Source organism: Actinomyces israelii DSM 43320, from assembly GCF_000711965.1.
Lineage (GTDB): Bacteria > Actinomycetota > Actinomycetes > Actinomycetales > Actinomycetaceae > Actinomyces > Actinomyces israelii.
The window spans coordinates 46,240-68,634 of record NZ_JONS01000015.1; the positions used below are offsets into that span (position 1 = coordinate 46,240).

Here is a 22,395-nt window from a genome sequence, read left to right on the forward strand (position 1 = left end):
TCATGTAAACCATCGCTATTCCCCATGAGGAAGTACGATCTCGACCAAGGGAAGTCCCGCAGCCGCAAGGGATTCATACGGTCATACAGGACGTCGAGCTGAGGAGACCCCAGAGTCAAGCTCTCTTCCGCGCCGCCTTTCTTCGATGCATTCTGCTCGTCGGTCAGACGCTACATCACCGGGGCCGCGCTGACCAGCGGGACGCTCCGAGGACGCGCCCTGCCGCGCGCGCCGCCCGGCGCCTCAGCCCTCCGCCCTGACGACGACGGCTCCGGCCTGCTCGGCGGCCGGGTCGGCCACGACACTGGCGGACACGCACCCGGTCTCGCTCTTGATCAGGTCCAGGTGCGCCCCCGTCCAGGCGCCCTTGTCGGCTGGAACCGTGAGGGTCAGCTCGATGCGGTCGCCCACGTGCAGCCCGGCGGCCTTGCGCTCGTCCTGGACGAGCCGGATCAGGTCGCGGGCCCAGCCCTCGGCCTCCAGGGCGTCGTCCAGCGCCGTGTCCAGGACGACGAAGGCGCCCGAGCCGATCATGGTGGCGGCCAGGGAGTCGTCGGCGACCTCGATGCGGCTGGTCAGGGTGAACGCCCCCTCCTCGGCCTCGAGCACCACGGGCGCGCCGCCGACCAGGACGCCGTCGAAGCGCACGTCCCCGTCCTCGGTCAGCTCCCACTCCCCCGCCTTGACGGCGGCGAAGAGCCTGCTCGTCATCCGGCGGATCTCGGGGTCCAGGGCGCGGGGGTTGAGGGTCAGCTGCTCGGTCACCTCGTAGCCGGCGTCGGCGGCGTCGAGGACCCGAACCTCCTTGACGTTGACCTCCTCGGCGATCAGGGCGCGGAAGGGCGCCAGGGCGGCGGGGTCGATCGTGGCGACGGTGAGCGAGCGCAGCGGCTGGCGCACGCGCAGCTTCTCGGCCTTGCGCAGGCTCAGCGCCGCCGAGACGGCGTCGCGGGCCTCGTCCATGGCGGCCACGAGGGCGGAGTCGGCCGCGTGCGCGGGCAGGACGGGCCAGTCGGTCAGGTGCACGGATCGCTCCCCCGTCAGGCCGCGGTAGATCTCCTCGCTGGTCAGCGGCGCCAGCGGCGCCATCACCTGGGTGAGGACCCGCAGCACCGTGGCCAGGGTGTCGAAGGCCGGGCGGCAGTCCGAGGCGGTGGCGCCGTCGGTGAACCGGCTCCGCGAGGTGCGCAGGTACCAGTTGGTGAGCACGTCGAGGAACTCGCGCACGGCGGCGGTGGCGCCGGTGACGTCGTAGGCGCTCATCTGCGCGCCCACCGTGGCGGCCAGGTCCTTGGTGCGGGCCAGGATGTAGCGGTCCATGACGTGCAGGGAGCCCTTCCGCCCGAACAGGCCCGCGTCGCCGAGGTCTACCCCGCCGGTGACGTAGCCGCGCCCGTCGTCGGCCTGGCCGGCGTACAGGGCGAAGAAGTACCAGACGTTCCACAGCGGCAGCAGCACCTGGCGCACCGTGTCGCGGATGGCCCTGTCGGTGACCACGAGGTTCCCGCCGCGCACCACGGGGCTGGACAGCAGGAACCAGCGCATGGCGTCGGCGCCGTCGCGGTTGAAGACCATGGACACGTCGGGGTAGTTGCGCCGGGACTTGCTCATCTTCGCCCCGTCGTTGCCCAGGAGGATCCCGTGGGACACGCAGCTGGTGAAGGCGGGCCGGTCGAACAGGGCCGTGGCCAGCACGTGGAGGGTGTAGAACCAGCCGCGGGTCTGGCCGATGTACTCCACGATGAAGTCCCCCGGGTAGTGGGACTCGAACCACTCGACGTTCTCGAAGGGGTAGTGCACCTGGGCGAAGGGCATGGAGCCGGACTCGAACCAGCAGTCCAGGACGTCGGGGATGCGCCGCATCATGGACCGCCCCGTGGGGTCGTCCGGGTTGGGCCGCACCAGGGAGTCGATGAAGGGCCGGTGCAGGTCGGTGACCCTCACCCCGAAGTCGCGCTCGAGCTCGGCGAAGGACCCGTAGACGTCCTCGCGCGGCCAGCGGGGGTCGTCCGAGCGCCACACCGGGATGGGGGCGCCCCAGAAGCGGTTGCGGGAGATGGACCAGTCGCGGGCGCCGGCCAGCCACTTGCCGAAGATGCCGTCCTTGATGTGGCCGGGGAACCACTCGATGTCCCGGTTGATCTCCACCATGCGGTCGCGGATGGCGGTCACGCGCACGAACCAGGAGGAGACGGCCTTGTAGATGAGCGGGTTGCGGCAGCGCCAGCAGTGCGGGTAGGAGTGCACGTAGGAGGCCTGGCGCACCAGGACCGCCCGCTGAGAGGCGTCCCGGCGGGCGAGCGGCCCGGCGGCGTCGCGCAGGTCGGCCACGATCGGCTTGTTGGCCTCGAAGACCTGCATGCCGGCGTAGTCGCCGACCTCCTCGGTCAGGCGGCCGCCGTCGTCCACCGGCACGACGGTCTCGATGCCGGCCTCGGTGCAGGCGACCATGTCGTCCTCGCCGAAGGCCGGGGCCAGGTGGACCAGGCCGGTGCCGTCGGAGGTGGTGACGAAGTCGGCGGTGATGACGCTCCACGCCTTCGGCCCGGGGGCGGCGCCGGCGGCCCGGTGGGCGTCGTCGTCGAAGTAGTCGAAGATGGGGTGGTAGCGCGCCCCCGCCAGGTCGGCCCCGGTGCATGTGGCCACGACCCGTGGGGCCTTGCCGAGCTCGCGGGTGTAGGCGCCCAGGAGGTCGGCGGCGATGACGACGTCCTCGCCCGCCACCGGGGAGTCGAGGCCCTCATCGACGTGCACGGTGACGTACTCGACGTCGGCGCCCACGGCGATGGCCAGGTTGGAGGGCAGGGTCCACGGCGTCGTCGTCCAGATGAGCAGCAGCTCGGGCCGCTCCGCCCCGGTCCGCAGCGGCTCCTGAAGACGCAGGCCCACTGTGACGGTGTTGTCCTGGCGGTCCTGGTAGATGTCGTCGTCCATCTTGAGCTCGTGGTTGCTCAAGGGGGTGCGGTCGTGCCAGCAGTAGGGCAGGACGCGGTAGCCCTGGTAGGCCAGGCCCTTGTCGTACAGGGACTTGAAGGCCCAGATGACGGACTCCATGTAGGTGGGGTCGAGGGTCTTGTAGTCGCCCTCGAAGTCCACCCAGCGGGCCTGACGGGTGACGTAGTCCTCCCACTCCTTGGTGTAGCGCAGCACGGAGGAGCGGCACTCGGCGTTGAAGGCCTCGATGCCGATGCCGCCGGGTCGGGTGATCTCGGTGACGTCGTCGATGCCGAGCAGGCGCTGGGCCTCGAGCTCGGCGGGCAGGCCGTGGGTGTCCCAGCCGAAGCGGCGCTCGACGCGCTTGCCCATCTGGGTCTGGAAGCGCCCGACGGCGTCCTTGACGTAGCCGGTCAGCAGGTGCCCGTAGTGGGGCAGGCCGTTGGCGAAGGGCGGGCCGTCGTAGAAGACGAACTCGTCGCAGGGCTCGGCGCGGTTGTCGACGGAGGCGGCGAAGGTGCCGTCGGCCTTCCAGTAGGCGAGGACGTCCTCCTCGATGGCGGGGAAGGACGGCGAGGGGACGACCTCCTGCCCCGGCCGGTGCAGGGGGTAGAAGGCGGCGCCCGTGCGGGCGGTGGTCTGGTCGGCGGTGTCAGCCATCGGGGTGCCTCGCGTCTCGCTCGTGAACGTCTGCGTCTTACGAGGACGACGCCGGTCCCGCCCGCGGCTCATGGCCGACGGCGTGGGGAGCGGCACCGCGGTACCACCTCGCTTGCCGCGCCCGCCGCCCCGGGGGCGGCGGGCGCGACCGCTCGCGCGGGGCTGTGCGGGCCCCTCCCGCCCGGGTCTAGTGGGGCGCGCGCCGACCTGGGCCGACTGGGGCCGTCCGGGCCGGACTGGGCCGGTCGGCAAGCGCCTGTTCTTCCGGGAGGCTCGCCGGTGATGCCCGGGGCGCCGCGCGAGCGACGTCCCGGCCGGGTCAGTGCCTGGATGCGGTGGAGTGTAGCCACAGGCGCCCGGCCCGGGCCAGCCGGCATCGGCGCAGCACCCCGTTGCGCTCGCCACAGCGACGCGTCGCCGAGATCGGTCCAGCTCCGCACCGGGATCGGTCCGAGGCACCGGTCTGATGCCGGCCTGACCCCACTGACCCCACTGCGCACCGGACGGTGGTCACTGATCGCCCTTCTCGTCCTCGCCTCCCCGCGCCGCCCGGCCCGCACCGCAGAACCGCGGGATCGCACCGATCCCCGTGGCGCCCCGGGGCCGTCGAGCGCCGCCCTCCTGATCGTCGTGTCCGTGCGTGGCGGCTCCGGCGCCAGACCCCCTCGCCGCGGCGCCGACGGCATGAGCCCCGTGACCGCCCCCGGTCTCCCGATGACCGTCACGACACGTGAGCCGGTTCCGGTCGCCGCCCACCGCTACCGTGCGGCGACCGGCCGGTCGTCCCTGACCGCCTCTCTCAAACGATAAACTCGGCCCCGAATGGTCCACCGGTCCGCCGACGGCTGACCGCCCGATGAGGACCGGACGGGAGGGACGAGGCACGTGGCGAAGTACGAGGAGATCTACTCCGCGCTGCGCACAGGGATCGAGCGGGGCGACTACCCCTTCCTGTCCTTCCTCCCCTCGGAGAACTCCCTGGCCGGCGACTTCGGGATCTCGCGCAACACGGTGCGCAAGGCGCTGCAGTACCTGGCGAGCCAGGGGTACGTCCAGGCGATGCAGGGCAAGGGCATCCAGGTCATCTTCCGCCAGCACCGCAACTCCCACTTCCTGCTGGCGGGCATCGAGTCGCTGGCCGAGGCCGGGCGGCGCCTGGGCATTGAGGTGCGCACCCGGTTGCTGGACTCCCGCACGGTGAGCGTCGACGCGGGCCTGGCCGAGCACTCCGGCCTCCCCGAGGGAGCGAGCGCGCTCGCCCTGACGCGTCTGCGCTTCCTGGACGGGCGCGCCGCCATCGTGGACCACAACATGTTCCTCACCGGGGTCGTCCCGCAGATACCTGCGGAGGCCGCCGAGTCCTCGATCTACGCCTACCTGGAGAACGAGCTCGGGGTGAGCATCGTCTCCTCCTCCCGCCTGGCCACCATTGAGCCGGCCGACGAGGAGGACCTGCGCTACCTGGACCTGGGGGGGGCAGAACTGCGTGGGCGTGGTCGAGTCCTTCTCCTTCGACTCCGCGGGCGTCCCCTTCGAGTACACCCGGTCCCATCACGCGGCCAGGACCTTCAGCTTCATCTCCACCGCCCAGCGCCTGCCGTCGCAGCGCTGAGGAGCACGTCGGAGGACCCTGAGGCCCTCGCACTCCCCCGGACACGGCGGTCGGGGGGCACGAGGGCCTGGCGGGCGGGGGCCGTCCGGACGGCTCCCGCCCGGGGTCACGCGCCGGCGGGCTCCCGGCGCCCCAGCCGGACCTTCTTGACAGTCCTGCCGCCCTCGAAGTCGGCTTCCTTGAAGCCGAAGAAGTAGGTGCAGGCGAAGGAGACCGCCAGGGCCGCGGCGGAGGCGATCCAGTAGCCGGTGAAGCCCGCGTCGATGCCGTCGGGGTTGACAAACGAGGGGAAGCCGACGAAGGCGCCGGTGAAGCCGTACATGTTGACGTCGAGCAGGCCGGTGAGGAGCCCGCCCACGGCGCCGCCGATCGAGGCGGTGATGAAGATGCGGCCGTACTTGAGGTTGAGGCCGTACATGGCGGGCTCGGTCACTCCGCAGAAGGCGGAGATGGTGGCGGGCGCGGCCATGCTCCGAATGCGGGCGGCCCTGACCTTGAGCCACACGGCCAGGGCGCCGCCGCCCTGGGCGATCATGGTGGCCGAGACGATGGCGTTCAGGTGCGAGCTCCCGGCCGAGGCCAGCTCGGAGGAGATGAGCGGGATGACGGCCCAGTGCAGGCCGAAGATGACCAGGCACTGGTAGAGGCCGCCGATAGCCAGGCCCGCGATCGGGTAGTTGAAGCTCAGGACCGCGTTGATGAGCGAGGCGAGGCCTCCGGAGACGAACATGACCGCGGGGCCGAACACCAGCAGGATGAGGGCGGAGACCACAAAGATCTCGATGAGGGGACCGAAGATGGGGCAGATGACCGCGGGCAGGGCCTTCTTGAGCCAGGGCTCGATCTTGGCCGCCAGCCAGGCGCCCACGATGATGGGGAAGATCGAGTAGGCGTAGGCGTTGCCCTGCGGCAGGGTGACGGGGATGCCGAAGAAGTCGGCGTTGAAGACCGTCTGCCCGACCTGCGCGACGACGTGGTAGGTCGACTCGTATCCTGCGGCGTTGTCAGCCTTGACGACGTGGTCCGGGTTGGACAGGGCCGTGATGGAGGGGTAGCACAGGACGCCGCCGATAATGGCCACGACGATGGGGTTCGCGCCCAGGCGCCGGGCAGCGGTGAAGCCGACGATGATCGGCAGGAAGTAGAACATCGACGAGCTCATGGCGTCGATGATCTGGTAGGTGTTCGAGGCCTCGGCGACCACCTTGAACTGGACCAGCAGGGCCAGCAGGCCCTTGAGGATTCCGGAGGCGGCCAGCATGCCGACGATCGGGATCATGGAGCCGGTGATGACGCCGATGAGCGAGGAGAAGCCGAACTTGACCCAGCCGATCAGGGTGGTGGGCCTGTCGACCTCCTCGACCTCGCCGTCCGCCTCGCCCTGGGAGGATCCGGGCAGCAGCTTGACGACGGCGTCGTAGACGTCCTCCACCTCGGGGCCGATGATGACCTGGTACTGGCCGCCGGCCTTGGCCACGTCGATGACCCCCTCGGTGTCGGCCACGGCCGCGTCATCGGCCAGCGACTGGTCCTTGAGGTAGAAGCGCACGCGGGTGATGCAGTGGAGCACCGAGCGGACGTTGTCAGGGCCGCCGATGTTCTTGACGATGTCGGCGGCGGTGGCGTCGAAGCCGGTCAGGCCGTCGGCGCGCTCACCGGTCGTGGGGGCCGCGCCGGAGCCGGCGGCCGAGTCGGCCTCGCTCCCGGAGTCCTCGCTCTTGAGGGCGGCGACGGCGACGGCGGCGCCCGCCTCGGCCCGGCCGGTGGTCACGGACAGGGACTCCAGGCGGGTGGCGGTGTTGGTGAGGACCACGATGGCGGTGGCGGCCTTGCCCGCGGCGCGGATGGCCTCCAGGTCCATGGTGCCCAGCGCGTCGCCGACCTCGACGGTGTCGCCGACGCTGACGGTGAGGTCGAAGGGCCTGCCCTCCAGCTCCACGGTGTCCACGCCCAGGTGGAGGAGGACCTCCAGGCCGGTGCCGGTCTTGAAGCCGATGGCGTGCCCGGTGCCAGCCACCAGGGTGACGGTCGCGTCCACCGGGGAGACGAGGGCGCCGTCGTCGGGCTCGACGCCGAGGCCGTCTCCGACGGCCTCGGAGGAGAAGACGGGGTCGGGGACGTCGGCGAGGTCCATGACCCTCCCCGTCACCGGGGAGGCGATCTGCATCTCGCGATCTGTTGCCGGTTGGGACATGAGGGATTCCTTTCGGAGCGTTGGGATGACAGCGGGTCGGGGAGAGGCCGCGCGGGTGGCGGTACTCCGGGGCGGAGAGGGTTGTGAACCGGGTCTGGACGGCGGGCGGCGGGCCGATGGCCCTCCTCTCTCGGGGCGATCCGCCGCCTCAGGCGAGCAGGGCGAAGGCCTCGTAGGGGCGCAGGCTCGCCCACGGGCGCAGCGGCCGGGCCGGGTAGTTGGAGACGAGCGCCTCGCCGCCCAGGAGGCCCGCGGGCAGGTCGATGCTGGTCTCGTGGCCGCGGAAGCTGCAGACGACCAGCAGGCGGCGGTCCCCGTGGCGGCGGATGTAGGCCAGGACGTCCGGGTGGTCGGGCGCGTAGGGCTCGTAGGTTCCCTCGGAGACGACCGGCATGTCCTTGCGCAGGGCGATGAGCCGCCTGTAGTAGGGCAGGATGCGCCCGGCCGTCTCCTCACAGGCGACATTGACCTCGGCCTGGTTGGTGGGCCGCAGCCACGGGGTGCCGTCGGTGAACCCGGCGCCCGCGCCGGCGTCCCACTGCATGGGGGTGCGGGAGTTGTCGCGCGCCTTGGAGTGGACGATCCGGAACGCCTCCGCCGGGTCACGCCCGGCCTCGACGAGCTCGGCGAAGGCGTTGCGCGCCTCGACGTCCACATAGTCCTCGATGGTCGTGTAGCCGGGGTCGCTCATGCCGATCTCCTCACCCATGTAGATGTAGGGGGTTCCGCGCATGAGGTGGATGGCGGTGGCGAGCATGGTGGCCGACTCGTAGCGGAAGCGCTCGGCGTCGCCGAATCGGTCCAGGGCTCGGGGCTGGTCGTGGTTGTTCCAGAACAGGGCGCCCCAGCCGCCGCCGGCCTGGAGCCCGAGGGCCCAGTCGTTGAGGATCCGCTTGAGGGCGAGGATGTCGGGGGCCATGAGCGTCCACTTGCGGCCCCGGGCGTAGTCGACCTTGAGGTGGTGGAAGTTGAACACCATGGACAGCTCGTGGTTCTCCGGCCGCGTGTACTCCACGCACGCACCGATGCTGGTGGAGGACATCTCCCCCACGGTCACCGAGTCGGGGTCGCGCCCAAAGCTGGCCTCGTTGAGCTCGCGCAGGTAGGCGTGGACCAGGGGCCCGTCGGTGTAGGTGGGCCGGTCATCGACCCCCGCCGGCGCGTCGTGGAGCGGCTCGGTCTTGCCGATGAGGTTGACGACGTCGAAGCGGAAGGCCCGCACGCCCCGGTCGCGCCAGAAGTTGACGACCTCGGCGGCGCGGGCGCGCACCTCGGGGTTGTGCCAGTCGAGGTCCGCCTGCCCGGGGTCGAACAGGTGGAGGTAGTACTCGCCCGAGCGCGGGCGCCCGTCCCGCCCGACCGGGCCGAAGGGGGCCCAGGCGGGCCCGCCGAACTTGGAGACCCAGTTGGTGGGCAGGGAGCCGTCCGGCCTGGGAGGGCGGATGTAGAAGTAGTCGCGGTAGCGCCGCTGGCCGGCCAGGGCCCGCTGGAACCACTCGTGCTCGGTGGAGACGTGGTTGAGGACCATGTCGAGCATGACCCCGACGCCGTGGGCGTCCAGAGCGGCGACGAGGTCGTCGAAGTCCTCCAGGGTGCCCATGGCGGGATCGACGGCGCAGTAGTCGGACACGTCGTAGCCGTTGTCCCGCCCCGGCGAGGGGAAGAAGGGGTTGAGCCAGACGTAGTCGACGCCGAGGGAGGCGATGTAGGGGACCTTCTCGACAATGCCGCGCAGGTCGCCGACGCCGTCGCCCGTGGAGTCGCGGAAGGAGCGCGGGTAGATCTGATAGACGACAGCGTCTTTGAAGGACATGGCTTCCTAGGGGTCGGGCGACGCCGGGGCAGCGCCGGCAACTTGTGCACATGAGTACTTGTGCATATAAGTAGATCCCAGGGGGACCTTGATGGCAAGGAGAGCCGCCTCACACGTCTCCCGGCGCCTGGCGGGCGGCCCCTCCCCCGCCGACGCGCAGCGCTCGGCGCCCGCCCCGGCCGCTGGCGGCGCACAGGCGGGCACGGCGATACTGGGTGGCCGCTGCCTGCCTGCGGCGCGGGCGGCTCGCGCCGCCGGCAGGCAGCGGCTCGCCGGAAGCACAGGAGCACAGCCATGACAGTCGAACCGCGTCGTCTCACGGCACCGGTCGAGGAGTCCGCCGTGGAGGCCGCCGTGGAGTCCGGCGCCGGGGCCGCGGAGTCCGGCGAGGAGCTCGACATCGGACTCGTCAACGCGCTCATCGACCTGCTGACCGACCTGCGCCTGCTCAGGCCCCCGGCGGAGGAGCAGCTGGGCCGGGTCGGCGCCCTGCTGGCCGCCGCCGGGCCGCGCTGGAGACGCGAGAACGCCGTCAGCGCCCGGGCGGCGAGCGTCCTGTCCGACGTCGAGGCCTGGGTCCTCGGCTCGCAGAACCTCTATCCGCCGGGCCGGCTCGCCCCCCTGCGCACCCGGCTGCGCGACGAGGCGCTCAGCGCCCTGACGGGCGCTCCGACGACGCTGGAGAGCACCTGCAGCCGGCTCATCCACTGCGACCCGCGAGAGGCGGGGCACGGACCGCTGCGGGGGCCGCTCATCTGCCTCCTGCGGCACCTGGAGGACCCCGGGAGAAACCCGGATCCCGGCGGCCTCCTGCTCGCCGAGCTCCTCGTCGGCATGGTCCGCGAGCACGCGGGGCGGTGGAGCCGCACCGGCACGGTGCCGCCGGAGCACGTGGTCCGGCTCATCTGCGTGCGCAGTCGGCTGGCCGAGTCCGTGACGGAGGAGGGCGCCCGCCGCCGGGCCGCCGTCGACGACCTGCTCGACGCGCTCCTGGACGACGGCGAACCGGCATGAGGAAGCCCGCGGGCGAGCTCATCACCATCGGCGCCCCGGGCCCCGCCGGGAGCGCTCATCGAGGCCTACGGCCCGGTGCGCGGCAAGCGCGCCGGCGCTGCCGGCAACGACCCCGAGGGGCGCCGGCTCGGCCTCCTGGTCGATCCTGGCCGAGGCACTGCGACGGCGCGGGCCCTGAGCGGCTCAGTCGTCGTCATCGCTGTCATCGCTGTCATCGTCATACGCAGGGGGAAAGTCGTAGCCGGGGTCGTCGTCGGCACCCGCCCGGGGGACGGACGGCGCCGGCCGGGAGCGGGGGTCGTCCTGCTGGGAGCCTGACCGGTCGAGCCGCGGGGAGCGACGGCCGTCATCGCGACCGCCGTCCTGCCGCGCCGAGCCGTCGCCGTCGGACTGCGGAGCACTGTCGCCCGGGCCGGCGGTCGCCCGCTGCGCGGTCGCCTGCGGCGCAGGGGCCGGCGCCGCGGTGGCGTCCGCGGCCGGGGCATGCGACGCCGTCGGCACGGTCGTGGCGGCGCCGCCCTGGCCGAGCCGTCCGGTGATCGCGCCCGCCCCGAAGGCCACGGCGGCCAGGGCAACCGCTCCCACGGCCAGTGCGGCGGCTCGTCTCCCGCCGCGCGAAGGCCTCCCGCCTCCCGGGGCCGAGCCGGCGGCCGCGGGAGGGATGGCGACCGCGGGCGCCTCCGGCGCCAGCATGGGGGTCGAGGCGGTCGGCGGCCCGCCCGTCGGAGCGGAGGCGCTCGGCGGCACGGCGGCGGGCAGGGCGGCCGTCCTCATCGGGTCGCCGGCAGCGATCTCGGCGGTCGCGGCAGAGGGCGCGGGAGCGGTGGCGGCTGGGAAGACGGCGGTCGCCGACACCGGGGCGGGGAGCACCGAGGTGTTGACGGCTTCGGCGGTGCCGGCCGGGCCCGAGGCCCCGTCGGCCGGCCGGCCGACGGGGCGCCCGCGGTACGGGCCGGACTCGTCCATGGATGTTCCTTTCAACGACTCGGCCGGGCGCAGCGCCGCGGAGGATGACCGCGCAACGGATCGGGCGGGGGTGGGTCGGCGCTCCGACCGGGAGGGTGCGGCCGCGCCCGGGGTCAGGACGCGCGGAGAGGGTACTCGACGGCGTCCAGGCTACCGCAGGAGGGGCGGTCCGTCAGGACGGACCGCCGTCGGGGCGCCCGTCCTCGCCCGCGGCCTCAGCCACGCGCGACCACCGTGTTGGAGGCCTGGGCGCGCGGGCGCACGATCATGGAGTCGATATTGACGTGGGCGGGGCGCTGAAGGGCCCAGGCGATGCACTCGGCGATGTCCTCGGCGCGCAGCGGGGCCTCGACCCCGGCGTAGACGGCCTCGGCCCGGGACTGGTCCCCGTGGAAGCGGTTGAGTGAGAACTCGCTGGTGGCGACCATGCCCGGCGCGATCTCGATGACGCGCACCGGCTCCCCGACGAGCTCCAGGCGCAGGGTGTTCGCGATGATCCGCTCGCCGTGCTTGGCCGCCACGTAGCCGGCTCCGCCGGGGTAGGTGTCGTGGGCCGCGGTGGAGGTCAGGAAGACGATGTCGCCGCCGCGCTCGCGCATGCCGGGCAGGAAGGCCTGGGTGACGCGCAGCGCCGCCAGGACATTGCGCTCGTACATGGTCAGCCACTCCCGGGGGCTGCCGTCGGCGACCGGGTCGGCGCCGAGCGCGCCGCCGGCGTTGTTGACCACCGCGTCCACGTGTCCGGTGTCGAGCACCTCGGTGGCGAGCCGCTCGACGTCGTCGTGGCGCTGAAGGTCCGCGGCGACCCAGGCGCAGCCGGTCCCGGCGGCGAGGGCCTTGAGGCGCTCGGTCCGGCGCGCGGTGGCGACCACGTCCCACCCGTGGGACCGGAGAAGACGGACGGTGGCCTCGCCGATGCCGGTGGAGGCCCCGGTGACGAGGGCTCGACGGGCGACGGGGGACGCGGGCGACTGGCTCTGCGACTGGCTCTGCGACTGGCTCATGGCGCCATCCTCCCCCGAGCGCCCGGGACGCTCCCGGTCCCGGGCCGGGAGTGTCGGCCCGCGGGCGCCCGTCGAACTCCCAGCGATCACGCCGCCGCCGCGGTAGGTTTGTGCCATGCACGCCGACGCCGCTGCACCTGACACCTCCGCCCTCAAGCCGGCCGGCCCGGGCGAGCCGGACTGGGTCCGTCACGCCATCGCCTGGCACGTCTTCCCCCTCGGGGCCGCGGGCGCCCCGGCGCTGTGCCCTCCCGGGGACCCCGACGACCCCTCCTCGCCCGCCGGGGCGATGGCGGCCGAGCACCGCCTGCGACGCCTCATCCCCTGGCTCGACCGCCTGATCGAGCTCGGTTGCAACGTGCTCATGCTCGGCCCCGTCTTCCACTCCATGTCGCACGGCTACGACACGATCGACCACATGCGGCTCGATCCCCGCCTGGGTGCGAACGAGGACCTGCTCGCCCTCATCGACGCCGCCCACGCCCGGGGCGTGCGCGTCATGCTCGACGGCGTCTTCAACCACGTCGGCATCGACCACCCGGTCTTCGCGGCCCTGCCGCAGGCCGGCCCCCGCTCCCGCGAGGCCTCCATGTTCCGCCTGACATGGCCGGGCGGGCCGGAGGCGTGGACCCCGGGCACCGCACCGGACTATGAGCGCTTCGAGGGCCAGGACTGGCTGCCCGAGCTCAACCACTCCTGCGAGGCGGTGGCCGACCTGGTCACCGATGTCATGAGCCACTGGTGCGAGTGCGGCGTGGACGGCTGGCGGCTGGACGCGGCCTACGCCGTCGAGCCCTCCTTCTGGACGCGGGTGCTGCCCCGGGTGCGCCGCGCCCACCCGGGGGTCTACGTCGTCGGCGAGGTCATCCACGGGGACTACGCCGCCATCGTGGCCGCCTCGGGCATGGACTCCGTGACCCAGTACGAGCTGTGGCAGGCGACCTGGCACTCCCTGGCCGAGGCCAACTTCTACGAGCTGAGCTGGACCCTGGGGCGCAACGCCGAGCTGCTGAAGACCTTCGTGCCGTGGACCTTCGTCGGCAACCACGACACCACCAGGATCGCCTCCCAGCTGCCCGACGCGCGCCGCCTGCCCCACGCGCTGGCCCTGCTCATGACCCTGCCGGGCACGCCGGCGATCTACTACGGCGACGAGGACGGCCTGCGCGCCGTCAAGGAGGACCGGCTCGGCGGGGACGACGCCATCCGCCCCGAGCTGCCCGCCTCACCCGAGGACAGGCCCGCCGGGCCGGTGCGCGCCCTGCACCAGGAGCTCATCGGCGTGCGCCGCCGCCTGCCCTGGCTGCACGACGCCGAGGTGGAGGTGCTGCACCTGGACAACACGGTGCTGTCGCTGCGCATGCGCGCACGCTCGTCCGAGAGCGCCGAGGCGGTGCTCGTCCTCAGCCTGGAGGACAGCGAGGTCTGGCTGCCCACGGCCGGCCGCAGCCACGTCCTGGCCTCGACCCACGACGCCCCGCCCCCGCGGCCCGAGCGCGACGGCGTCGTCCTGCCGCCGCTGGGCTGGGCCGTCCTGACCTGAGGTGCGGCCCCGCCCCCTACCGCGCCGAGATCGGTCCAGCTCCGCACCGAGATCGGTCCATGCGGGGCCGCGGAGCGCGGATAGGGTGGGGGCATGACGACCTACGGATTCATCGGTGCGGGCAACATGGCGGGAGCGATCGTGGTCGGCCTGGTCGCCTCCGGGCGCGGCGCCGACACGACGGTGTGGAGCGCGCACGGCTCGGCCGCGGCACTGGCGGCGCGCACCGGTGTGCGTCTCGCCTCCGGCCCTGAGGAGCTCGTGCGCGCCGGCGACGTCGTCGTCCTGGCGGTCAAGCCTCACGTTGTCCCCGTCGCGCTGGCACCGCTGCATGAGGTCCTGGCCGAGCGGGCGCCCCTGGTCGTCTCCATCGCGGCGGGACTGACGACGGCGGACCTGGAGGCCCTGCTGCCGGACGGCGCCCGGGTGGTGCGGGCCATGCCCAACATGGCGGCGTCCGTGCGCGAGTCCATGACAGCGCTGACGGCGGGCGCGGCGGCGAGCGAGAACGACCTGGAGGCCGCCGCCTCCCTCATGGGCCTGGTCGGGCGCACGGTGGTCCTGGCGGAGAGGGACTTCCCGGCCTTCACGGCCCTGGCCGGCTCCTCCCCCGCCTTCATCCTCACCTTCGTCGAGGCGCTCGCCCGGGGCGGGGTGGAGGCGGGGCTGCCCAAGGCGCAGGCGCTCGAGATCATCACCCAGGCGCTGCTCGGCTCTGCGGCCATGGTCCGCCGCGAGGCGGGGCGCCGGGCTGCGGGCGGGACCGGCCGCACGCCGGCGGACCTGATCGACGCCGTGTGCTCCCCCGGCGGGACGACGGTGGCGGGCCTGGTCGCCATGGAGCGGCACGGCTTCTCGCCCGCCGTCGTCGAGGCGGTGCGGGCCACCGTCGCCCGCGACCGCGCGCTCGGGGCCTGAGCGCGCCCCGGGCCGCGCGGCCGGTCGGGCCGCCTGCGCAGCACCCGCCGTCATCCGGTATCAGCCCCGGGCGAGGTGCCAGCGGGAGGCGGCCGTGGACGCCTCGACGAAGTCGCGGAAGGGGCCGGGGGCGGCGGCCAGGTCGGCCGGCGCGCCCCGCTGCGCCACCCGCGCGCCGCCGTCGGCGGGCTCCAGGAAGACGACCTCGTCGGCCCGCCGGACCGTGGACAGGCGGTGGGCCACCACGATGACGGTGCGCCCGTGGGACAGGTCGCGCACGACCTCGGTGATCGCCGACTCATTCTCCCCGTCCAGGGCGGAGGTGATCTCGTCGAGCAGGAGGATCGGGGCGTCCTTGACGAAGGCGCGGGCGATGGCCACGCGCTGGCGCTCGCCGCCGGACAGGCTCAGGCCGCCGGGGCCCACCCTCGTGTCCCACCCGTGCGGGAGCGCCTCGATGACCCGGTCCAGGCGGGCGCGGCGGGCCGCCTCAGCCAGCTCGGCGTCGGTGGCCCCGGGCCGGGCGACGCGCAGGTTCTCCCGGATGGTCGTGTCGAAGAGGTAGACGTCCTGGAAGACCATGGAGGTCATGGCCATGACCTCGGCGGTGGGCAGGGCGCGCACGTCGGCGCCGCCGATGGTCACGGCCCCGGAGCCGACGTCCCAGAAGCGGGCGGCCAGGCGCAGGATCGTGGACTTGCCGGCGCCGGAGGGGCCCACCAGCGCGGTGACGCGCCCCTGCGGCGCGGTCAGGGACACGTCCTTCAGGACGGGGCGGCCCTCGTCGTAGGAGAAGGAGACGCTCTCCAGGGCGATCGTGGTGCCCTCGGGGCGGGCCCGCTCCTCAGGGGCGGGCTCGGGCAGGGGCTCGGCGTCGAGGATGGAGCTCATGGCGGTCAGGGCGACCCGGGCGCCATCGGCCTCGGTGGAGAACAGGGCGGCCCTGGTCAGCGGCATGAGCATGCGCGAGGTGACGGCCATGATCGCCAGGTAGGCGACCACGTCGAGCCGGTGGCCGCTGACCAGCGACAGGCCGGTGGCCATGACCAGGGCGAAGGCCGTATTGACCACGAGGTTGAAGGCCTGGGCGGGCCGGCTCTTGATGCGCAGGCTGTTCAGGGTGGCCTCGGAGTCGGCCTCGAGGACCGCGCGCACCGGCTCCCAGCCGGTCTCGGTGACACCGCTGGCGCGCAGCACCGGCTGGAGGCGGGCGAACTCGACCAGGCGGCCGGCCGCCGCCGCCGAGGCGGAGTCCTCCAGCTCGTTGGCACGGGTGGTCGCCGCGGCCATGCGCCGCCAGATGAGGGCCAGGGGGATGATCGTGAGCGCCATGATCAGGGCCAGCGGCCACTCGACGAAGGCCGTGGCCACGAGCATGACCACCGGCACGATGAAGGCGTTGCACAGGTGGGGGATGACCAGGGAGGTCAGGTGCGACAGGGTGTTGACCTCCTTGGATGTCGCGTTGACCACGGCGGCCTGCCGCTGGGCGCTGAACCAGCCCAGCGGCAGGGCGAGGACGTGCTCGGCGACCCGGTCGATCATGGTGTCGCAGACCTCGTAGACGCTCACCCGGTAGGAGCGGAACATGGCGAAGGCGTCCACGGCGAAGGTGATGACCCCCAGCGCCACGACGGCGGCGAGCCAGGGGGCCAGGGAGCTCGAACGCCCGTAGAGGGCGCGCAGGAAGGGGACCATGAGCGCCAGGGTCACTCCCTGGAGGACCGCCGAGGCGACGAACCAGGCGAGCACCACCCGCATCTCGCGCGCGTTGACCAGGCGCAGCAGCATCGTCCACATCGTCCGCACGGTCATTCCCCCTCTCCGGCGGTGGCCGCGGCGGCTCCGGCGCGATCGCGGCCCTCGGGGTCGTCATCGCCGTCATCATCATCTGAGCCGCCGGGGCCGCCGGGGTCCAGGTCCTGGCTGCGCCACATGGAGGCGTAGCGGCCGTCCGCCACCACGAGCTCGTCATGGCGGCCGCGCTCGACGATCCGCCCGTCGTCGACGACGAGGATCTGGTCGGCGTCGCGCACGGTGGACAGGCGGTGGGCGATGACGATGACGGTGCGGCCGGCGGTCAGGCGGGACAGGGCCAGGTGGATGTCGCGCTCGGAGGCGGGGTCGGCCTGGGCGGTGGCCTCGTCCAGGACGAGGACGGGGGCGTCCTGGAGGTAGGCGCGGGCGAGAGTCACCCGCTGGCGCTCGCCGCCCGACAGGAAGCCGCCCTCCTCACCCAGGACGGTGTCGTAGCCGCGGGGCAGGCGCATGATGCGTTCGTGGATGCAGGCGGCCCGCGCCGCGGCCTCGATCTGCTCGCGGGTGGCCCCGGGGCGGCCCAGGGCGATGTTGTCGGCCACGGAGTCGTGCGACAGGTCCACGTCCTGCAGCACGATCGCGACCCTGGAGAGCAGCCAGGGGAAGGTCGCCTCGCGCACGTCGATGCCGGCCACGCGCACGGCGCCGTCGTCGACGTCGTAGAAGCGGGCGATGAGGCGGGCCAGGGTGGACTTCCCGCCGCCGGAGGGGCCGACGAGGGCGGTGACGGTGCCCGGCTCGGCGGTGAAGGACACGCCCCGCAGCACCGGGGAGCCGGCCTCGTAGGAGAAGGTGACGCCGTCGGCCTCCACGCGCCCCGGGGCCGGCCCCTCCCCCTCGTTGCGGGCGCCCTCGGGCATGGGCGACTGGGACAGGAGCTCGGCGGTGGTCTGGGCGGCCATGCGGGACTCGTACATCTGCTGCATCATGCCGACCAGCGTCTGCAGCCCCTCGGGCAGGCCCAGCGCCAGGAGGAAGAAGGGCAGGGTGGCGGACGGCTGCGTCCATCCCCGGGCCACGAAGAGGACCGCCAGGGGCGCGACGGTGGCGAAGACGGTGGCGGGGCGCAGGAAGGCGCCCATGAGGCTGATGGTCCTCCCGGAGGCGGAGACCCACTCGTAGGAGATGTCGGAGAAGTGCTCGCGGGCGGCGTTGAAGCGGGTGCGGGTGGCGTCGGCGGCCTGGAAGCTCTTGATCTCCTTGACGCCCTCGAGCATCTCGACGGTGGCGGCCGCCAGCCGGGTCTGGGCGACGCCGAAGCGGTCGGTGATGTCACCGAAGCCGCGCACGACAGGGACCGCGGCGGCGACCAGCACCAGGCACCACACGCCGAGCAGCGCCAGGGCGAGCCGCCAGTCCGCCCACAGGAGGTAGGCCATGCCCGCAACCGTGCCGACCGCGGCGTTGGTGGCGTCCCCGGGCACGTGGGCCACCAGGGTGTGGATGGAGGAGGTGTCGTCGGCGACCATCTTGCGTATGGCGCCGTGGGGGATGGCGGCCACGCGCCCCAGCGGCAGGTGGCCGAGGGCGTCGACCACCTGCGTGCGCAGCAGGTGGCGCAGCCTGGCCTCGGCCAGGTGAGTGACGCCCAGGCCCATGAGATAGAGCACCTGCGCGGCGAGCAGGGAGACGACGGCGACGGCCGCCCATGCCCACGGGCTGGCGGCCCATCCGCCCCGCTCCGACTCGCCCAGCCAGATGGCCGCCATATTGTGCAGCGCCGCGTACGGCACGACGCCGAGAACGGCCCCGGCGGCCGTGAGCAGGCCGGAGGCGACCATGGCTCTGCGCGCGGGACTGATGAGCGTGCCAATGGTGACCGCCATCCTGTTCCTCCTCATCTACCAGCGCAGTCGGCCCGGAGCGGGGATGCACCGCGCTAGATCAGGCGATCCTAATTCTCAATAGGGGCAGGGGCCAGGGCCCTTGTTCCCAGTTCCCGGGGGCGGCCGGAGCGCTCGGCATCGGCTCCCGGACGGGCACGACGGCGGCCGCAGCCGCTGCGCGGAGTACTACCGGTCTCGCGGTCAGGGGGTGGTGGCGGAATCGGACGGCTGCGCGGGCGCCGTCGGCTGCGGAACGCCGGTCTCGGAGGCCAAGGAGTGCTGCGGGTGGGGCGGCGCGGGATCCTCGGACTGCTTCTCCGTCTCCGCGTCGGGCCGCTCGTCCGGCTCACCGGACCTGTCGGAGTCCGCAGCCTCGGGCGCGTCAGCACCACCGTAATCACGGTCATCGGCGTCGTACTGGCCGGCGTCGGGCTGGGCCGCGTCCGACGCGGAGGTCTCGGGTGTCGGCAGGCCGGCCCCGGAGGCGCCCGGAGCGGCGGGTCGGGCCGTCCTGGCGGGGGCGGTCCTGGTGGTCTGCGCCGTCGGCGACGGCTGCCCGGCCTCGGCGGTGCTGGTGACCGTGGGACGAGCGGCCCCCTGGCCGCTCTCCCGCCCCCCGGAGCCGGGCACGATGATGGCCAGGGCGGCGACGACCCCGAGACCGGCGACCACGGCGACGCCGATCTGGGCGCGGGCCAGCGAGGACAGCCGCTTGGTCGTCGAGGCCTTCACCGCGGGAATCGGAGCGACGGGCGTGCTCGGCGCCCGCTCGTCGGCCAGCGAGCCGGCCGGCCTGGCAATATCGGCGCTGACGGGCTCGACGGAGCCGGTATCCTCCTGCAGACGCCGCTGCGCCTCCAGCTCGGCGGCGCCCGCGGGCGCAGAGGACGCCGAAGATGAAGCATGTACACGACCGGGTGCCGGGCGGGGGTCAGGGGATGTCCCGGACGGAGCCGTCTGAGAGCGCTCGTCCACGGGCTCTCCTCTCAGTGGTTTCGGGAAGTCGGGTGCTGGGCGGGTTGCTGGTCAGTGGGTTGCCTGCAACAGAACGATAAACGTCCGTGGGCTCAGTTTCATCCCGTCCCCGCATCCGCGTGCGCGGCACGTGCCCCGCACGCACCGCCCGGACCGCCCCGTAGCCCACTTCACACAGCGGTGCAGGGCGCCCGTTCAAGGCGCGCCTGCGCCCCGTGACAGAATCGGGCTCATGTCTGGTTCCCCCGCCGAGCGCTCCCCCCGCCTCCTGCCCTCCGAGCCGCACAGCCCCCGCGTTCCCGCCAGGGTGAGCGCCGACGGCCTGGAGGCCGCGTGGGGCGAGCGCTGGCAGGCCGAGGGCACCTACGCCTTCGACCGCGGTGCTGAGCGGGCCGAGGTCTTCTCCATCGACACCCCGCCGCCCACGGTCTCCGGCTCTCTCCACGTGGGGCACGTCTTCTCCTACACCCACACCGACGCCGTCGCCCGCTTCCAGCGCATGCGCGGGAGGGCCGTGTTCTACCCCATGGGCTGGGACGACAACGGCCTGCCCACCGAGCGCCGCGTCCAGAACTACTTCGGCGTGCGCTGCGACCCGACCCTGCCCTACGACCCCGGCTTCGAGCCGCCCTTCGCCGGCGGGCAGGGCAGGTCGGACAGGGCCAGGGACCAGGTGCCGATCTCGCGGCGCAACTTCGTCGAGCTGTGCGAGCGCCTGACCGTGGAGGACGAGGCCCAGTTCGAGGCCCTGTGGCGCCGCCTGGGCCTGAGCGTGGACTGGTCGCAGACCTACCAGACCATCGGGAAGCGGGCCCGCAGGGTCGCCCAGGCCGCCTTCCTGCGCAACCTGGCGCGCGGGGAGGCCTACCAGAGCGCCGCCCCGGGCCTGTGGGACGTGACATTCCAGACGGCGGTCGCCCAGGCGGAGCTGGAGTCCCGGGAGTACCCGGGCTTCTACCACCGCATCGCCTTCCACATCGTCGACGCCGATGCCGCCGCGGCGGCCCGGGCGGCCGGCGCCCCGGTCGAGACGGGGCCGGCCGGCACCGCCGACATCTGCGTGGAGACCACCCGCCCCGAGCTGCTGCCCGCCTGCGCGGCTCTGGTGGCCCACCCCGACGACGAGCGCTTCAAGCCGCTGTTCGGCATGACGGTCGCCTCCCCCGCCTTCGGCGTCGAGGTGCCCGTGCTGCCCCACCCCGAGGCCGAGATGGGCAAGGGCGCGGGCATCGCCATGTGCTGCACCTTCGGCGACACCACCGACATCGCCTGGTGGCGCGACCTCGACCTGCCGCTGCGCGCGGTGCTGCGCAAGGACGGGCGCCTGGAGACCGAGACCCCCGGGTGGATCACCGACGCCCACGGCCGCGAGGTCTACGGGGCCATGGCCGGCAAGACCACCTACTCCGCCCGCGAGGCGGTCGTGAGCGAGCTGACCGCCACCGGCGAGATGCGCGGCGAGCCCGTCAGGACGGTGCGCCAGACCAGCTTCTTCGAGAAGGGCGACAAGCCCCTGGAGATCGTCACCTCCCGCCAGTGGTACATCCGCAACGGCGGCAGGGAGTGGACCAACCCGGCGAGCGGCGCCGACCTGCGCGCCGAGCTGCTTCAGCGGGGCCGCGAGCTGGCCTTCCACCCCGACTTCATGCGGGTGCGCTACGAGAACTGGGTGGGGGGCCTGAACAACGACTGGCTCGTCTCCCGCCAGCGCTTCTTCGGCGTGCCCTTCCCCCTGTGGTACCGGGTCGGCGCCGACGGCGAGGTCGACTACGACGCGGTCATCACCCCCGACGAGTCGGACCTGCCGGTCGACCCCTCCTCGGACGCGCCCGCCGGCTACACCGAGGCCCAGCGCGGAGCGCCCGGCGGCTTCGTCGGCGAGCTGGACATTATGGACACCTGGGCGACATCCTCCCTGTCCCCCGAGCTGGCCTGCGGGTGGCTGACCGACGACGACCTGTTCGCCCGCACCTACCCCATGGACCTGCGGCCCCAGGGCCAGGACATCATCCGCACCTGGCTGTTCTCCACCGTGGTGCGCGCCGACCTGGAGTTCGGCGCGCTGCCGTGGGCGCACGCGGGCATCTCCGGGTGGATCCTGGACCCGGACCACAAGAAGATGTCCAAGTCCAAGGGGAACGTCGTCACCCCCATGGACCTGCTGGAGAAGTACGGCTCCGACGCCGTGCGCTACTGGGCGGTCTCGGCCCGCCTGGGCCTGGACGCAACCTTCGACGAGGCGCAGATCAAGGTCGGGCGGCGCCTGGCCATCAAGGTCCTCAACGCCTCCAAGTTCGCCCTGTCCATGGGCCTCCCCTTCAACGCCGATGAGGCGGCCCTGGCCGCGGCACCGCCGCCGAGCCTGGAGGCGGGCGCCGTCACCGAGCCCATCGACCGCGCGGTGCTGGCCGCCCTCGCCGACGTCGTGGACACCGCGACGACCGCCCTGGACGGCTACGAGCACGCCCGCGCGCTGGAGGTCACCGAGTCGCTGTTCTGGACCTTCTGCGACGACTACATCGAGCTCGTCAAGGACCGCGCCAACGACTTCGAGGGCATCCACGACGCCGCCGCGGTCCGCAGCGCCCGCACCGCGCTGGCGATCGCGGTGGACACCTTCGTGCGCCTGCTGGCCCCGTTCCTGCCCTTCGTCACTGAGGAGGTGTGGAGCTGGTACCGCACCGGCAGCGTCCACCGCTCCGCCTGGCCCGAGGCGGCGGGCCTGCGAGCGGCCGCGGGCGACGCCGACGCCGGTCTGGTCGAGCGCGCGGGAACGGCCCTGGCGGCCCTGCGCAAGGTGAAGTCGGAGGCCAGGACGAGCCAGAAGACGCCGATCCTGTCGGTCGCCCTGGCGGTGGCGCCAGAGACCGCACCCGCCATCGAGGCCGTGCGCGCGGACCTGCTGGAGGCCGCCAAGGTCACCGGTCCCTTCACGGTCGAGATCGCGGAGCCCGCGGCCGGACGCGCCGACGACGGCGCCGAGGCGGCTGGCGCCCCGGTGAGCGTGACCGCCGTCGAGCTCGGCCAGGCCCCGCCCAGGCGCAAGAGGCCCTGACGCCGTCGGCCGGTGCGGCTACCCGCCGGAGCCGGAGCCGGCATCCTTCGAGGAGCCGTCGGC

The 22,395-nt window shown here is 73.1% G+C and carries 13 protein-coding genes; 5 read left to right on the forward strand and 8 right to left on the reverse strand.

Translation table 11 applies throughout. From position 1 onward, the window contains the following. Nucleotides 1–243 precede the first annotated feature (243 nt). Complete coding sequence (gene ileS / locus O145_RS06835) at nucleotides 244–3,594, reverse strand: isoleucine--tRNA ligase (RefSeq protein WP_043561529.1); 3,351 nt, start codon at nucleotides 3,592–3,594, stop codon at nucleotides 244–246. Between the two features lie 885 nt (nucleotides 3,595–4,479). Here ileS and O145_RS06840 point away from each other — a divergent pair. After that, nucleotides 4,480–5,403 (forward strand): UTRA domain-containing protein, encoded by a 924-nt coding sequence (locus O145_RS06840; protein WP_229118406.1) that lies wholly within the window; start codon nucleotides 4,480–4,482, stop codon nucleotides 5,401–5,403. Here the strand turns inward: O145_RS06840 and O145_RS06845 are convergent. Next, nucleotides 5,313–7,400, reverse strand: coding sequence for a PTS sugar transporter subunit IIABC (locus tag O145_RS06845; RefSeq protein WP_043561532.1), 2,088 nt, complete (start codon nucleotides 7,398–7,400; stop codon nucleotides 5,313–5,315). The genes O145_RS06840 and O145_RS06845 overlap by 91 nt on opposite strands. Nucleotides 7,401–7,548: 148 nt before the next feature. Continuing rightward, nucleotides 7,549–9,213 (reverse strand): alpha,alpha-phosphotrehalase, encoded by a 1,665-nt coding sequence (locus O145_RS06850; protein WP_043561535.1) that lies wholly within the window; start codon nucleotides 9,211–9,213, stop codon nucleotides 7,549–7,551. Nucleotides 9,214–9,507: 294 nt separating this feature from the next. On the opposite strand from O145_RS06850, the gene O145_RS06855 reads away from it, so the two are divergent. Continuing rightward, a complete protein-coding gene (locus O145_RS06855; protein WP_043561538.1) occupies nucleotides 9,508–10,227 on the forward strand; it encodes a hypothetical protein in 720 nt (239 codons plus the stop codon). Between the two features lie 183 nt (nucleotides 10,228–10,410). On the opposite strand, the gene O145_RS18040 is transcribed toward O145_RS06855, so the two are convergent. Both O145_RS18040 and O145_RS06865 read right to left on the reverse strand, forming a co-directional pair. Then, nucleotides 10,411–11,193, reverse strand: a complete 783-nt coding sequence (locus O145_RS18040) for a hypothetical protein (protein ID WP_043561541.1) — start codon at nucleotides 11,191–11,193, stop codon at nucleotides 10,411–10,413. Between the two features lie 215 nt (nucleotides 11,194–11,408). Next, nucleotides 11,409–12,197: an SDR family NAD(P)-dependent oxidoreductase gene (locus O145_RS06865; protein WP_043561544.1), complete on the reverse strand. Its 789-nt coding sequence runs from the start codon at nucleotides 12,195–12,197 to the stop codon at nucleotides 11,409–11,411. A 115-nt stretch (nucleotides 12,198–12,312) separates the two neighbouring features. Here O145_RS06865 and O145_RS06870 point away from each other — a divergent pair, with 115 nt between their 5' ends. Both O145_RS06870 and proC read left to right on the forward strand, forming a co-directional pair. Beyond that, nucleotides 12,313–13,740 (forward strand): alpha-amylase family protein, encoded by a 1,428-nt coding sequence (locus O145_RS06870; RefSeq protein WP_043561546.1) that lies wholly within the window; start codon nucleotides 12,313–12,315, stop codon nucleotides 13,738–13,740. A gap of 93 nt (nucleotides 13,741–13,833) precedes the next feature. Beyond that, on the forward strand, nucleotides 13,834–14,658 hold the full coding sequence (proC, locus tag O145_RS06875) for a pyrroline-5-carboxylate reductase (RefSeq protein ID WP_043561549.1): 825 nt from the start codon (nucleotides 13,834–13,836) through the stop codon (nucleotides 14,656–14,658). 60 nt (nucleotides 14,659–14,718) lie between these two features. Here proC and O145_RS06880 read toward each other — a convergent pair whose 3' ends face one another. The 3 genes from O145_RS06880 to O145_RS06890 form a co-directional block, all read right to left on the reverse strand. Further along, complete coding sequence (locus tag O145_RS06880) at nucleotides 14,719–16,458, reverse strand: ABC transporter ATP-binding protein (protein ID WP_043561645.1); 1,740 nt, start codon at nucleotides 16,456–16,458, stop codon at nucleotides 14,719–14,721. A gap of 11 nt (nucleotides 16,459–16,469) precedes the next feature. Further along, nucleotides 16,470–18,302 carry an ABC transporter ATP-binding protein gene (locus O145_RS06885; protein WP_043561551.1) on the reverse strand — a complete coding sequence of 611 codons (1,833 nt, stop codon included), beginning with the start codon at nucleotides 18,300–18,302 and terminating at the stop codon, nucleotides 16,470–16,472. A gap of 201 nt (nucleotides 18,303–18,503) precedes the next feature. After that, entirely contained in the window at nucleotides 18,504–19,034 is a 531-nt protein-coding gene (locus O145_RS06890; RefSeq protein ID WP_156966635.1) for a hypothetical protein, read from the reverse strand. Nucleotides 19,035–19,509: 475 nt separating this feature from the next. Here O145_RS06890 and valS point away from each other — a divergent pair, with 475 nt between their 5' ends. Beyond that, a complete protein-coding gene (gene valS / locus O145_RS06895) occupies nucleotides 19,510–22,332 on the forward strand; it encodes a valine--tRNA ligase (protein WP_043561556.1) in 2,823 nt (940 codons plus the stop codon). Nucleotides 22,333–22,395 lie beyond the last annotated feature (63 nt).